The organism is Stackebrandtia albiflava, assembly GCF_007994225.1.
In the GTDB taxonomy this organism is placed as follows: Bacteria; Actinomycetota; Actinomycetes; order Mycobacteriales; family Micromonosporaceae; genus Stackebrandtia; species Stackebrandtia albiflava.
The window spans coordinates 1255733-1269465 of the sequence record NZ_VLLL01000006.1 but is presented as its reverse complement, the minus strand read 5'-3'; the positions used below and the strand labels follow the sequence as shown (position 1 = coordinate 1269465).

The 13733-nt window shown below is 71.7% G+C and carries 14 protein-coding genes and 1 tRNA gene; 6 read left to right on the top strand and 9 right to left on the bottom strand.

All coding sequences use genetic code 11. The features are described from left to right. Nucleotides 1–64: 64 nt before the first annotated feature. Nucleotides 65–820: an ABC transporter permease gene (locus tag LX16_RS16780; protein ID WP_147140848.1), complete on the bottom strand. Its 756-nt coding sequence runs from the start codon at nt 818–820 to the stop codon at nt 65–67. Between the two features lie 98 nt (nt 821–918). Then, nucleotides 919–2139: a threonine--tRNA ligase gene (gene thrS / locus LX16_RS16775; RefSeq protein WP_147139930.1), complete on the bottom strand. Its 1221-nt coding sequence runs from the start codon at nt 2137–2139 to the stop codon at nt 919–921. Between the two features lie 237 nt (nt 2140–2376). Between thrS and LX16_RS16770 the strand changes: the two genes are divergently transcribed. Further along, entirely contained in the window at nt 2377–2739 is a 363-nt protein-coding gene (locus tag LX16_RS16770) for a hypothetical protein (protein ID WP_147139928.1), read from the top strand. Between the two features lie 38 nt (nt 2740–2777). Here the strand turns inward: LX16_RS16770 and LX16_RS27990 are convergent, their stop codons facing one another. Beyond that, on the bottom strand, nt 2778–2912 hold the full coding sequence (locus LX16_RS27990) for a hypothetical protein (RefSeq protein ID WP_280176812.1): 135 nt from the start codon (nt 2910–2912) through the stop codon (nt 2778–2780). Nucleotides 2913–3248: 336 nt separating this feature from the next. Beyond that, a complete protein-coding gene (locus tag LX16_RS16765; protein WP_147139926.1) occupies nt 3249–4484 on the bottom strand; it encodes a PucR family transcriptional regulator in 1236 nt (411 codons plus the stop codon). 365 nt (nt 4485–4849) lie between these two features. Here LX16_RS16765 and LX16_RS16760 point away from each other — a divergent pair, with 365 nt between their 5' ends. Together LX16_RS16760 and LX16_RS16755 are read left to right on the top strand one after the other, a co-directional pair. After that, nucleotides 4850–5407 (top strand): GNAT family N-acetyltransferase, encoded by a 558-nt coding sequence (locus LX16_RS16760; RefSeq protein ID WP_211354537.1) that lies wholly within the window; start codon nt 4850–4852, stop codon nt 5405–5407. Continuing rightward, nucleotides 5404–5730, top strand: coding sequence for a hypothetical protein (locus LX16_RS16755; RefSeq protein ID WP_147139925.1), 327 nt, complete (start codon nt 5404–5406; stop codon nt 5728–5730). Before LX16_RS16760 ends, LX16_RS16755 begins: the two co-directional genes overlap by 4 nt. A 2-nt stretch (nt 5731–5732) precedes the next feature. Here the strand turns inward: LX16_RS16755 and LX16_RS16750 are convergent, their stop codons facing one another. From LX16_RS16750 to LX16_RS27985, 4 genes are all read right to left on the bottom strand, one after another. After that, nucleotides 5733–7124 (bottom strand): TrkH family potassium uptake protein, encoded by a 1392-nt coding sequence (locus LX16_RS16750; RefSeq protein ID WP_244615856.1) that lies wholly within the window; start codon nt 7122–7124, stop codon nt 5733–5735. A 144-nt stretch (nt 7125–7268) separates the two neighbouring features. Further along, entirely contained in the window at nt 7269–8432 is a 1164-nt protein-coding gene (locus tag LX16_RS16745) for a Cmx/CmrA family chloramphenicol efflux MFS transporter (protein WP_147139923.1), read from the bottom strand. A gap of 353 nt (nt 8433–8785) precedes the next feature. Then, nucleotides 8786–9334, bottom strand: a complete 549-nt coding sequence (locus LX16_RS16740; protein WP_147139921.1) for a GNAT family N-acetyltransferase — start codon at nt 9332–9334, stop codon at nt 8786–8788. 62 nt (nt 9335–9396) lie between these two features. Then, a complete protein-coding gene (locus LX16_RS27985) occupies nt 9397–10608 on the bottom strand; it encodes a histidine kinase (protein ID WP_147139919.1) in 1212 nt (403 codons plus the stop codon). Nucleotides 10609–10970: 362 nt separating this feature from the next. Between LX16_RS27985 and LX16_RS16730 the strand changes: the two genes are divergently transcribed. Further along, on the top strand, nt 10971–11852 hold the full coding sequence (locus LX16_RS16730; RefSeq protein ID WP_147139917.1) for a phosphotransferase family protein: 882 nt from the start codon (nt 10971–10973) through the stop codon (nt 11850–11852). 359 nt (nt 11853–12211) lie between these two features. Here the strand turns inward: LX16_RS16730 and LX16_RS16725 are convergent. Then, nucleotides 12212–12294, bottom strand: a tRNA-Leu gene (locus LX16_RS16725). A 106-nt stretch (nt 12295–12400) separates the two neighbouring features. Here LX16_RS16725 and rph point away from each other — a divergent pair. Together rph and rdgB are read left to right on the top strand one after the other, a co-directional pair. Continuing rightward, complete coding sequence (gene rph / locus LX16_RS16720; RefSeq protein WP_147139915.1) at nt 12401–13126, top strand: ribonuclease PH; 726 nt, start codon at nt 12401–12403, stop codon at nt 13124–13126. Beyond that, complete coding sequence (gene rdgB / locus LX16_RS16715) at nt 13123–13710, top strand: RdgB/HAM1 family non-canonical purine NTP pyrophosphatase (protein ID WP_147139913.1); 588 nt, start codon at nt 13123–13125, stop codon at nt 13708–13710. The genes rph and rdgB overlap by 4 nt, the downstream gene beginning before the upstream one ends. Nucleotides 13711–13733: the final 23 nt, after the last annotated feature.

Here is a 13733-nt window from a genome sequence, read left to right as displayed (position 1 = left end):
GTGTGCCGCCCGTCACCGTTGTGGTCGTGTTGTCATTTGTGGTCGTTGTGGTCCCGGCGGCCCGTCACGCCACCGGCTCCCGCCGCAACCGGCCCCGCGCGACCAGTTCCACCGTCACCGCGACCGCGACCACCTGCACCGCCGACAACGCCACCAGCACGAACAGTTGCACGGCACCCGCCATCACCGGTGACGCGCCGCCCAGCAACATGCCGACGAACGCGCCCGGCAACGTCACCAACCCCACGGTGCGGGTCTGGTCGAGGCCGGGCAACAGCGCGTCGGAGGCGGACGGCCGCGCCACGGCGAGCCGGGCGTCCCGGTCCCGCAGGCCCAACGCCAACCCCGCCTCCACCTCGCCGTGCCGCGCCGCCAGTTCGTCGAGCGCCCGGCGACCGGCCAGGGTGGTGGCCGTCATCGCGCCTCCGATCAGGATTCCCGTGACCGGGATCAAGGTGATACCCCGCAACGGCACGACGCCGGTGGCGAGGAGCCCGGCCACCACCGGCACCACCGAGACCCCGATCGGGACGGCCGTGAACCACCATCCCGGCCCCGGCGTGATACGGCGGCCGGCGGTGCGGACCGCGACACCGAGCATCACCACCAGGAAACCGGCCAGGACCGCCGCCGACTCCAACGCCCACACGACGACCAGCGAGACCGCCGCCAGTTGGGCCGCCGCCCGCAGCCCCGCCACCAGGATCTCCCGCCACCTGGGCGCGCCGGTGTCCGGCGACAACCGGCACCAGGCGGCCACGGTCACGGCGAGCAGCAGCAGCGCCGCCAGTACGAGGGCGAGCACGGGTGTCACCGTTATCACGCTGACCTCCTGGGGGGTGGGGGCTGAGGCGGCTCCCGGAGGTTAACCGCCCCCCTTTCGGCGTTTCGGCCAACCGCGCCGATCCGAGAGGCGGGTCAGTCGGCGGGCCACAGTTCGGGGCGGTGCGCGCCGGTCAGGTCTGCGAACCGGGCCGCCAGCTCCCCGGCCGGCATCGGATCCAGTCGCCGCCCGTCACGCAACCGCACCGACACCAGGCCGGCGTCGGCCTCCCTGGACCCGATGACGCACTGGTACGGGACCAGCCGCGCGGCCCGGATCCGGGCACCCAGCGCACCGTGCTCCGGTGGCGCGATCTCGGCCCGCAGTCCCAGTGCCGCGCACCGATCGGCGAACGCGGCGGCGGCGTCCCACTCGGCGTCGGACACCGGCAACACCACCACCTGCACCGGGGCGAGCCACGCGGGCAGCGCGCCCTCGTGCCGTTCGAGGAGCTGCGCCACCGCGCGCTCCACGCTGCCGATGATGCTGCGATGGATCATGACCGGTCGGTGCCGCCGCCCGTCCGCCCCCACGTACCGCAGCCCGAACCGCTCGGGCTGGTGGAAGTCGATCTGCACGGTGGACAGGGTCGCCTCCCTGCCGCCCTCGTCGGCGACCTGCACGTCGATCTTCGGTCCGTAGAAGGCGGCCTCGCCGGGTTCGGCGTCGTAGGGCAGGCCGGAGGCGCGCAACACCTCGGTGAGCATGTCGACGGAACGCCGCCACGCCTCCGGCGCGTCCACGTACTTCCCGCCCTCCCCCGGCAACGACAACCGGTACCTGGCCGGGGCGATACCCATGGCGTGGTAGGCGTCGCGGATCAGGTCGAGCGCGGCGGCGACCTCGTCGTGCACCTGGTCGAGGGCGCAGAAGACGTGCGCGTCGTTGAGCTGGATCGCCCGCACCCGGGTCAGGCCGCCGAGCACACCGGACAGCTCCGCCCGGTACATGCCGCCCAGCTCGGCCATCCGCAGCGGCAGCTCCCGGTAACTGCGTGCCCGGGACCGGAACATGACGGCGTGGTGTGGGCAGATGCTCGGCCGCAGCACGAACTGCTCCCCACCGACGTCCATGGGCGGGTACATGTCGTCGCGGTAGTGCGACCAGTGTCCGGACAGCTCGTACAACTCGCGTTTGCCGAGCACCGGCGAGTACACGTGCCGGTATCCGGCCGCGCGCTCCACCGACCGGATGTACTCCTCCAGGGCATGCCGGACGGTCGCCCCCGCCGGCAGCCAGAACGGCAGTCCCGCGCCGATGAGCGGATCGGTGTCGAACATCTCCAGTTCGCGTCCGATTCTGCGGTGGTCTCGCATGGTGTCTCCTTCGGGAAGGGGACGAGCGACCACACGGCGAAGCCCCGGGGCGCTCGCCCCGGGGCTTGTTCAAGACATCGCTCAGCGCGCCGGGACGGTCTCCGGCGTCGTCGTCATGGCGGCACGCTTCACGTCGCCGATGCTACCGCACGAGCCGGGGTGGCGACTCGCCGACGACTCGGTCACGAATCGGCATCGGCGCGTGTACCGCCGTGAGCGTCGGGTAAAGACGGTGGCATGGCGGTACGCGACCAGGACGGCTGGGTGGTCGGGACCTGTGACTGGTGCGGCCGGACCGAACGGGACGTCGTGATCGGTCCGGCCCGGCGGCCCGGTGGTTCGGTGTGCACCGACCGGTTGCTGTTCGGCCGCTGCCCGGCTCCCGCCGAGTGGACCTACGACGAGTACGTGCTCGATCCGGACCATCTCCTGTCAGAGGCCATGGCGGCGTCGATCGACGCGCGGTGGCGCGAACTGAACCACCTGGTGGACTTCGCGCACCGGCACCGGGTCCACTGTCCGTGTGTCAAGGGCGGCCCCGATCGGGGCAGCGTGTGCCGCTTCTGCGGTGAGTACGTCCCCATCACCACGGGGCATTGAGACGGTGCCGTCGCCGCGACCGGGGACGGCACCCACGGTCAGCCGATCGCGATGACCCGCGCCATGGCGGCGATCACCGCGGCGAGCGCGGCGATGCCGCCCCACGCGGGATGTGACAGTACCCGAAGTAGACGGCGGTGCGGCCGGTGGCCGTCGTGGCCTTGTATCGTCACGTGCGAGACCTTTCTGTCGACTGGAATCTGTACGGGGGGTCTCCTTCGAGGACCCATCGGTAGCCGCCGGTGGGTCCTTCCCGTGTCGCCGAACGGATCCGGCGACGGAAGCGTCGTCGCTCCCCTTTGCAGGGTAAGGCCCCCGGTTGGATCTTCACCCGCCGGGGCGCCCGGTGCAAATGCACGTGCATTCACACATTTTCCACCATCGATCATGCGGTATCCCACGGAAATCCACGCGCTCAAGCATTCTCACACGCCACCGGCCATCATGTACCGGAGACGGACGCGCACGACCGGTCGCCGGGTGCCGCCGGGGCGCGGCACCGTACCGGCTCAACCGGTCGTCTGCGCCCGCCGCGCGGTCAACGCCGCGCCGATCCGCTGCAACTGACCGGGGACCATCGGATCCAGCCCCGTCAACTGCACCGCCCGCCGCAACCGGTAGTCCACGGTGTTCGGATGGACGTGGAGCCGCGCCGCCGCGGCACGCCGGTCCAGGCTGCAGTCGATGTACACCCGCAACGTCTGCAACAGATCCGGGTTGTCCTCCAACGGATCCAGCAGCCTCGCCAACTCGTCCAACGCCTTCGACGGCCGCGTCAACTGGTACTCCAACAACACGTCCGACAACCGGTACACGCCCGGGCCGTGCCCGAACGACTGGACCACCGCCAACACCTCCTGCGTCAGCCGCGCCGCGCCGGCGATCTGCCCGATCGAGTCGGCGGGCTCCACCACCGCCCAGATCCCCGCCCCCGCCGCCGCCGTCAACTCCGACACCAACTGCGCCGTGGAGGACTCGTCCCGCTCCGGGTCGGCGGCCGGGACCAGCAACAGGCCGCCCGCGGTGTCCAACACCGTGAGCACCGGCTCGGGGCCGTACCCGTCCAGGGCCACCCGGATCCGGTCGAGTTTGCTGCGCCCGGCGTGCACGCCGTAGGAGTTGTCGGCGCCCTCGTCGGGATGCCTGCCGACCGCCGTCGACATCACCAGGTACCGGTCGGCGAGCCGCACCCCCGCCAGCATCGCCGGGTCGGCCGGGCGCTGACCGTTCAACAACGCCGTCACCACCGAGTGCCGGGCGTCCTGCTCCTGGCTGCGCATCGACTCCCTGACCGCGCTGTACCCGTTGCACACCACGGCCGACACGATCTGGTTGTAGTCCAGCAGCAGGTTGTAGGCGGCGACGACGTCGCCGTAGTCCTCCGGGTCGCAGTCGGCGAACAGGATGCTGATCGCCTGCTTCCCGCCCAGGTGGTACGCCGCGAGGATGTCCTCCAACGGCACCTCGTCCCTGGCGCCCCGCCCGGCGGCCTGACTCAGCGACTCCATCTCGGTGGCGGTCGGCGCCCGGCGCCGCTCGAACATGTCCGCCAGGTGCAACAGGTTCTGCTCCACTATGGCCACGATGTCGCGGTGCAGGTCCAGTTGCGGCATCCGGCGGTACGTCTCGACCTGCGACGCGATGATGTCGGTCAGGTGATGCGCGAGCCGACGGGCCTGCGCCCGCACGACCTCGTACATGGGCTGACCACCGAGCATCAAGGGGCGGTCGGGATTGCCGGACATGGGACGCCTCCGCGTTACCGGGGTGGACGCGTGCACGGGAGGGTCGGCCGGCACACGGGTCCCTGCATTGTGCCTCACCAGCGGGCCACACGTTCCCACTCCGGTGCGGCGTCACTGCGAATTCACGGCTCCGCCCGGGCCACGGGACCCGGACGAAACCGGGTCGTCACCCGCGTCACCGCCGGTTGAAAGCTCCTGAATCATCGAACTGTCCGGCTCGGAACGCTCAGGCGGCGACCGGCCGCGTTGTCGGGCCTCCCGCGTACCACACCGGTACGCACAAGACCCTCCGCCTTGCCATTCATCCACCCGAGGCACCCCTCCCTGATCAGACGCCGACGATTCAGGAGCTCTAAGGTGCCCCCGTGACCATCCGATACGCGCGGCTGACCACCGACGACGGCGACGCACTCGTCGACTTCCTCACCGGCGAGGACTGGCCCTTCCACACCGGAGGACGCCCCGACCCCACCCGGCTGCGGGAACGGTTCGACGCCGGAGGATTCGACGACGCGCAGACCCGCACCTACTGGCAGGTGACCCCGGCCGGACGCACCGGCCTGATCCGGCTGTACGACCTGACCGACGACACCGCCATGTTCGACCTGCGACTGACCCGGAACGCGCGAGGCCGAGGCCGGGGACGCGACGCCGTCACCTGGCTGACCGGCCGCGTCTTCACCGACTTCCCCACCGTGACCCGGCTGGAGGCCACCACTCGGCAGGACAACCGGGCGATGCGGCGGGTCCTGACGGTCTGCGGCTACGTCAAGGAGGCCCACTACCGCCGCGCCTGGCCCGCGCCCGACGGCGTCCGCCACGACTCGGTCGGGTACGCGATGCTGCGCCACGACTGGTCCACCGGAATCACCACCCCCGTCGACTGGCACGACACACCGGAGAAGGAGGCGGCGTCCCGGTGACGACCGACCGGCTCCACGTCGACCCGGCCGCGATCCGCGACATCGTCACCCGGGCCGCCGGCACCGCCGCGTCCGCGTTGGCCGACGGGATCACCCGCCACCGGCCCGAACCGCGGCCCGTCACCGGGCCGCCCACCCCCGGCGACGCCGCCGCGCGGCTCCTCGACGACCGGATCGACACCCACCTGGCGGCACTGGACCGGATCCGGGCCCGGCTGCAGGAGCTACGGGACACCGCCGTCGCACTCTCCACCCGGTACGCCGACACCGACCGGGAACACGCCGCCGCCGTCGCGGCCGCCGCCCGGCGGCTACCCGACTGACGTCAACCCACCGACAGGCTCTCCTCGGGGAACCGGTACCGGGTGCGCCGTGCCCGCAGCACCAGCGCCGTCGCCACCACGACCGTCCCCACCCTCCCCAGGAACATCGCCACCATCAGGACCACCTGCGCGACGGCCGACAGCTCCGGTGTGATCCCGGTGGACAACCCGACCGTCGCGAACGCCGACACCGCCTCGAACGACACCGCCTCGAAGTCGTACGGGGTCGACACCGACAGCGCCAAGGTCGTCACCCCCACCACCGCGACACCGGACAGGACCACCGTCAACGCCTGCCGCTGCGTCGCCGCGCCGATCGACCGCCGGAACACCGACACGTCGGGGCGGCCCCGGAGTTCCGACCAGATCACGGCGCCCAACAGCATCACCGTGGTGACCTTGAGGCCGCCCGCCGTCCCGGCCGGCGCGCCACCGACCAACATCAACACGTCGGTCACCAGCAGCGTCTCCGAGGTCAACTCCCCCACCGGGAGCGCGTTGAACCCGGCGGTACGCGGCACCAGCCCGCTGAACCACGCCAACTGGGCCTTGTCCCACCACGCCAACCCGCCCAGCGTCGCCGGGTTGTCCCATTCGAAACCCAGGTACGTCACGAAACCCACCAGCAGCAGCACCGCCGTCCCCCACAGCGACATGCGGGCGTGCAACCCCGGGCTCCGCCTCCGCCACGCCCACAGCGCCGCCACCACCGGGAAACCCAGGCCCCCCAGGATGACCGCGGCACCGATCGGCAACGTCACCCACGGATCGGTCGCGAACCGCGTGAGGCTGTCGCCGTACAACGCGAATCCGGCGTTGTTGAACGCCGACACCGAATGGAACACACCGTGCCACCACGCCGTCGGCCAGTCGTAGCCGTAACCGAAGGCGAACCGGCAGGCCAGGACCACCGCCACCACGGCCTCCACGGTCACCGACACCACCAGCACCCGCCGCACCACGACCGCCACCTCGCCGATGCCGGTACTGCGCGACTCCGTCTGCGCCACCAACCGGGAACGCAACCCCAGGCGGGCGCCCACCGCGGACGCGGCCATCGTCGCCAAGGTCATGATCCCGAAACCACCCGCCTGGATCAACGCCAGGATCACGACCTGCCCGAAACCGGTCCAGTACGTGGCGGTGTCGACCGTCGCCAACCCCGTGACACACACCGCCGACACGGCCGTGAACAACGCCGGCATGACGTCGAAGTCGCCCGGGTCGGTGCGCGCCGCCGGAGTCGCCAACAGGCCGGCGCCGACCACGATCGCCGCGAGGAACGCCAACGGGATCCGGCGGACCGGATGCGCCGGGGGACGCCGGAACCCGGCACGGCGCGGCGGCCGGAACCGCCGCGCCGCACCCACCGGAGCGGCCGCGGGAAGGGGCACGGGGGAACTCGTCTCGATCGCCGGAAGGGGACGGTGAACAAGTCAAGACCGGCCCGGCCCACGCCTGCCACGTCCTTGACGGTTCCCTGACCCCGGTGAGTGCGACGTTGACGTTCTCTTGACGCCCCGGCGGCACCGGCCGCGTCACGCCACCAGCGTCCCCGGCCGCGAGAAGGCACGCCGCGCCACCGGAAGCGACACCACCGCCACCACCGCCAGGCCCGCACTCGTCCACGGCACCACCGCCACGGAGTGCCACACCGCGATGGCCGCGCCACCCAGTGCCGGGCCGACCGCCGCACCCACGTTGAACGCGGCGGTCGCGTACCCGCCCGCCAACGTCGGGGCACTCCGGGCGACGTGCAACGTCTGTGATATCAACGTCGAACCCACCGCGAACGACACGACGGCCTGGACGAACAACACCGGCAACGCCACGGCGGGGCGGTCACCGGCCCACGCCAACGACGCCCAGCCCACCGGCAGCCACCACGCGCCGGCGACGGCCAACCGGGCCGGGAACCGGTCGGCGAACCGGCCCGCCACCGCCACCCCGGTGAACGCACCGGCACCGAACAGCGCCAACACCGGGGCCGTCAACCACTCCGGCGACGACCACACCCCGGTGACCATGGGCGCCACGTACGTGAACGTGCAGAACGTCGCCCCGTTGACCGCCGCACCCGACACCAGGACCGCGATCAGACGCCGGTCCGCCAGCGCCCGCAGTTCCGGTCCCAGCGTGCCCGCCGCACGCGCCGCGCCGCCCGCCGGAACCCCGACGCGGATCGCCCACAACACCGGCGACGCCAGCACCGCCACGGCCAGGAACGACGCACGCCACCCCCATTCCTGCGCCAACACGGCACCGGCGGGCACCCCGGCCACGCACGCGGTGGTGACCCCGCCCAACAGGACCGCCGTCGCGCGGCCCTGCCGCGCCGGACCCGCCAACTCGGCCACCGTCGTCAACGCGACCGCCAGGAAACCCGCGTTGGCGAGCGCACCCACCACGCGCAACGCCACCAGCGACCACAGGTCGTCGGCGACGGCGGCGGCCAGGTGCGCCACCACGAACAGCGACAGGAACGCCGTCAACGCGGCGCGCCGGGGCCACCGCCCCGCCAACGCCGCCATGACCGGGGCGCCCACGACCATCCCGGCGGCGAACCCGGTGGTCAGCAACCCGGTCGACGCGATCGACACGTCGAGGTCGGCGGCGATGCGCGGCCCCAGACCCGAGAGCATGAATTCGGAAGTTCCCTGGGCGAACACGGCCAGGGCGAGCAGATAGACGGTCACCGGCACGGTGAGACCTCCTGAGAGGCCGGCTGCGATCCCGCTGTTCTGCCGCGCGTCGAACGAGGATCGAGGCCGGCCTCCGAGACGCGGGGAAACGGAGAAGGTGAACCGGCCGATGCGGCGTGGACGCACACACGACGGTCGGCCCGAGGCGACGACCGTGACGGTGGACGGCGATCAACCCGTCGGCGAACGCCGGCGGGGTGCCGAGAAAGCCACCGGGACACGGCCGGTGGCTAGTGTCTGGACGCCTCGGGACTCGACATGGCGACAACTGTAGGACCGGCAGCCTCCGGACGCGAACGAATATCCGGCCGACGTGCTCTGGTCCACACGGGACGCACGCGGCGGAGCCGCCGCTATGCCGCCCCGAACTCCCGCGCCAGGAACGCGTACACGTACTCCGACCCCCACCGGTCACCGTCGCGGTCGTTCTCCACCAGGTGCGCCTCACGCCGCATCCCCAGCCGCTCACACACCCGCGCCGACGCCGTGTTCAGCACGTCCAGGCGCGCGAAGATCCGATGCAGCCCCCGCGAGAACCCCCACCCGGCGAGGCCCCGCGCCGCCTCGGTGGCGAAACCCCTGCCCGCGAACGCCGGATCGAACACCCAACCGATCTCGCCCTGCCCCGCCGCCGCGTTCACCAGGGTCAACACGACCTCACCGGCGACCTCACCGCCGGGCTCCTCCACCGCCAACAACAGACGGTCCCCGTCACACCGGAACCGGTGCGGCGTCACTCCGTCCCACACCGAGACGGCGACCTGGTCCCGCGTCAACGGCGGCCGATACAGGAACCGGCTCACCTCCGGCAACCCCTGATACCGGTGCCGCGCCGACACGTCCCCGGCCAGGAACGGCCGCAACCGCAGCCGAGCGGTACTGAACTCCGGAAACGACGCCACGCCTCGATTCTCCACACCCGGCCCCGTCACCGGTGGCGGGCACGCCGCCGGCGAGGTCACCGTCACCCCGCCACCGCGGCGACCCTCCGCACCGGAAGCAGCACCGACAACACCACACCATCCACCGTGGAATCGCACGCCCAGTCGCCACCCAACAGCCGCACCCGCTCCCGCACCGCCGCCCACTCACCGGCGTCGTCCGGTGGCACCACGTCCCCGCTCCGCACTCTCACCGACACCCCGTCACCCACGCAGGTCACCGACACCGACACGTCCCCCGCCGGCGCCGCCGCCAACCCGGCCGCCACGACCCGGAACACCACCCGCTCCACCGCCACCGGCACCGCCGGCAACCTCCCGCACCGCAGCAACCGGACCCGCCGCCCACCGCCACGCGCCTGCGCCACCAACCGGTCCACACCCGCCAGGCCCGCCGACGCCGCGTCCCGCTCCGGCCCCACCACCCGCAGCAACCGGCGCAACTCCGCCAACGACTCCCGACCGGTACGCGCCACCCGCCACAACGCCGAACGCGCCGCGTCGTCACCGCTGTACACGGCGGCCGACTCCGCGTCCGCGACGATCGCCGCGACCGCCTCGTCCAACAGGTCGTGCAGCTCCGCCGCCAACAACTCCCGTTCCCGGACCGCCGCGCGATCGGCCACCAACCGGCGCTCCCGTTCCCGCGCCCGCGCCTCCGCGCGTTCCAGCCTGCCGCGCCGCCGGGCGTCCCACCGGCTCACCCACCAGCAACCGGCCACGACCACGGTGATCACCGCCTGCACCACCACCGCGCGCCACGGCGACACCATGCCCGCCACCACGCCCGCCACCGACAACACCGCGGGCACCGCCACACCGAACACCGCACCGGCACGGCGCTGACCGCGCCTGCCCCACCGGCCCAACCCGATCGCGGCCACCAGCACCGCCACGAACAACGACCAGCCCGTCCACGCCAGCGCCGCCTCGGACGCCGCCACCGCCACCAGGGCGGGAAGCGGATACCGCCGGCACAACACCAACGCCGCCGACTGGAACAACGCCGCCGCCGGCAGCCACCACCGATCGGCCCCGAATCCCACTGCGGCCGTCACCACACCGGCGACCACCAGCGGAAGCGACACCAACAGGCCGTCCCGCAGCCACTCCAGCCCGGGCCGGGCCGACCACCAGCCCGCCGCCGCCCTGGAACCGTCGACCCCCGGCGCCTCGGCGTTCCGCACCACCGCACGCCGAACCGCCGGAACGGCGAAGTGAACCTCCACAGCCATGTGCCCTCCTGCGGCATCGCACACCACGTCGGACCCCCGCGGTCCGCACCGGCCCCGTCTGGAACCGGGACACGGCACCGCATCCCCGGGGCGGGTACGCCCCACGCCCGACCGCCTCCCGACGGCCACCACGGACCCGGCCAGGTTAACCGCCACCGCCGACAGTTTCCGTCCCACCCGTCACGAACCCGACCGCCCGCTCCATCGCCGCGCGCCGCCTCCGGGGAGTCACCCCACCGCAACGCCACCGGCGCCGCCGTCCAGGCGTTCATCGACACCACACTCGACCCAGACCACCGGCTGCACACACCCACAGCGAAAACCGGCCGACAACCAACCCCGCCGGGCGATAACCTCCGCCGGTGACCAAACCACGTCTCGACCGGCACACCGTCCAGGCCGCCCTGGAAGACCGCTACGGACCCGTCACCCTCACACCCATGGTCGAAGGCGAGGAATCCCAGGCCTTCTCCTTCGACCACCACGACACGCCGCACGTCGTGCGCGTCAATCCGCGCGCCAGGGGATTCCACAAGGACGCCTGGGCCGCCCGGCATCTCGGCCACCGCATCCCCGTACCCGCCGTCGACCACATCGCCGCCGTCGGCGAACACCACATGTGCGTCAGCCTGCGGCTCCCCGGCCACACCGTCAAGGACGTCACCGACCCCACCACTCTGGCAGCCGTCACGCCGCGCGCCACCGAAGCACTCCACCACGTCAACGCCGTCGACATGAGCCACTTCGACGGCTACGGCGACTTCGACCCACTCACCGGCGAGACCAGCCACCGCCACTGGCGCGACGTCGTCACCGGCCACGCCCCCGACCTCACACCCCACGAGGGACACCTCGACGTCGCGCTCGCCCGGCGACACCACACCGAACTCCACGACCTCGCCACCGGACTCCCCACCCACCGCCGCCTCATCCACGGCGACTACGGAGCCGACAACCTCCTCATCCACCACGGACACGTCAGCGGCGTCATCGACTGGGAGGCCGCCATGATCGGCGACCCCCTCTACGACCTCGCCAACCTCCGGTTCTGGGCGCCGTTCCTCCCCTGCATGAAGGCCCAGGCCGACCACATGGAGGCCCACCTCACCGAACCCGACGCCGTCCACCGCATCCGCTGCTACCTACTCGCCGTCGGACTACGCGCCACCGGCTACTACGCCGCCGCAGGACAACTCCCCATAGCCCAGGCCATGCTCATGCGCCTGCGAAACGACCGACCGTGACCGGGGGCACCGGACCGGAACCACCGACCGACCGGCGGGACACCGCCACGCCCTCCCGCACCGGGACCCGGCCGGGGCGACGCCATAGACATGACTAAAGGCATTGCGGAAGGTACCGACCGGTCAGCCCGCCATCCATGAAGGACACACGTGAACCACTCGCCGAAACCGCCGGCGACTCCACCGGTGGAGTGCGGGCGGCCGTATGCCAACGAAGGACGCGGCCTAGGCCCGGCACGACGGGAAATCCCTTGACGCTCCACATGGATCACATCAACGGGGAGGAGTCGATTCGACACCCGTCGCGGGTCCGACAGTCGTGGGCTGGCGCGACAGTGATCCACCGGTGGCGGACCGAGTGCGGGAGGGGGGAGTCGAACCCCCACGCCCTTTCGGGCAAAGCGACCTAAGCGCTTCGTGACTGCCATTCCACCACTCCCGCCGAGTGACGCTCCGAGTATAGTCGGCGGCCCGGTCTCGCCTCCATCGCATTACTCGCGGCACGGCCAGGCGAGGCCGCCGGAACCGCCGCGTATAACCTTGGCCGGGTGACTCGACCCGATAATCGCGCCGCTGACGCGCTACGCCCCGTGACCTTCAAGCGGAACTGGACCATGCACGCGGAGGGCTCCGTGCTGGTCGAGTTCGGCGCCACCCGGGTGCTGTGCACCGCGTCCGTCGAGACCGGTGTCCCCCGGTGGCGGCGGGGCAGCGGCGCCGGCTGGGTCACAGCGGAGTACTCGATGCTGCCCCGGGCCACCACGACCCGCGGCGACCGCGAGGCGGTGCGTGGCAAGGTGGGCGGCCGGACCCACGAGATCTCCCGGTTGATCGGGCGGGCGTTGCGGTCCTGCCTGGACTTCAAGGCTCTCGGTGAGAACACCATCATGATCGACTGCGACGTGCTGCAGGCCGACGGCGGCACCCGGACGGCGGCGATCACCGGCGGGTACGTGGCGTTGCAGGACGCGGTCTCGTGGATCACGGACAAGAAGATCGCCCGCAAACCGGACCGGATCCTGACCCGGTCGGTGTCGGCGGTGAGTGTGGGCGTGGTCAAGGGCGTCCCGCTGCTGGACCTGTGTTACGAGGAGGACGCCGCCGCGGACGTGGACATGAACGTGGTGTGCACCGGTGACGGTGACTTCGTCGAGGTGCAGGGCACCGGCGAGAACGCGGTGTTCGACCGGGCGCGGCTGGACGCGATGTTGGACCTGGCGGCGAAGGGCTGCAAGGAGTTGACGGGCATGCAGGTGAGGGCGTTGCTGTCATGAGGTTGTTGTTGGCGACGCGGAACGCGAAGAAGCTGGTGGAGTTGCGGCGGATCCTGGCGGAGTCCACGTCGGTGGAGTTGGTGGGGCTCGACGACGTGCCGCCGTATCCGGAGGAGCCGGAGACGGCGTTGACGTTCGAGGGCAACGCGCTGGCGAAGGCGCGGGACGGTGTGCGGCACACGGGTCTGCCGTGTGTGGCGGACGATTCGGGTCTCACGGTGGACGCGTTGAACGGGATGCCGGGGGTGTTCTCGGCGCGTTGGTCGGGGCGGCACGGTGACGACGCGGCGAACCTGGCGTTGCTGCTGGGGCAGTTGGGTGACGTCGGCGACGAGGACCGGGGTGGGGCGTTCGTGTGCGCGGCGGCGCTGGTGTTCCCGGACGGACGTGAGCACGTGGTGCGGGGTGAGGTGCGTGGCAGGGTGTTGCGGGAGCCGCGTGGTGTGAACGGTTTCGGGTACGACCCGGTCTTCGTGCCGGATGGTTTCGAGATATCGACGGCGGAGATGTCGGCGGACGAGAAGGACGCGATCTCGCATCGGGGGAAGGCGTTCCGGGCGGTCGCGGAGTTGTTGGGGGCATGATCCGGTCGCCCGCCGCCTCCGGC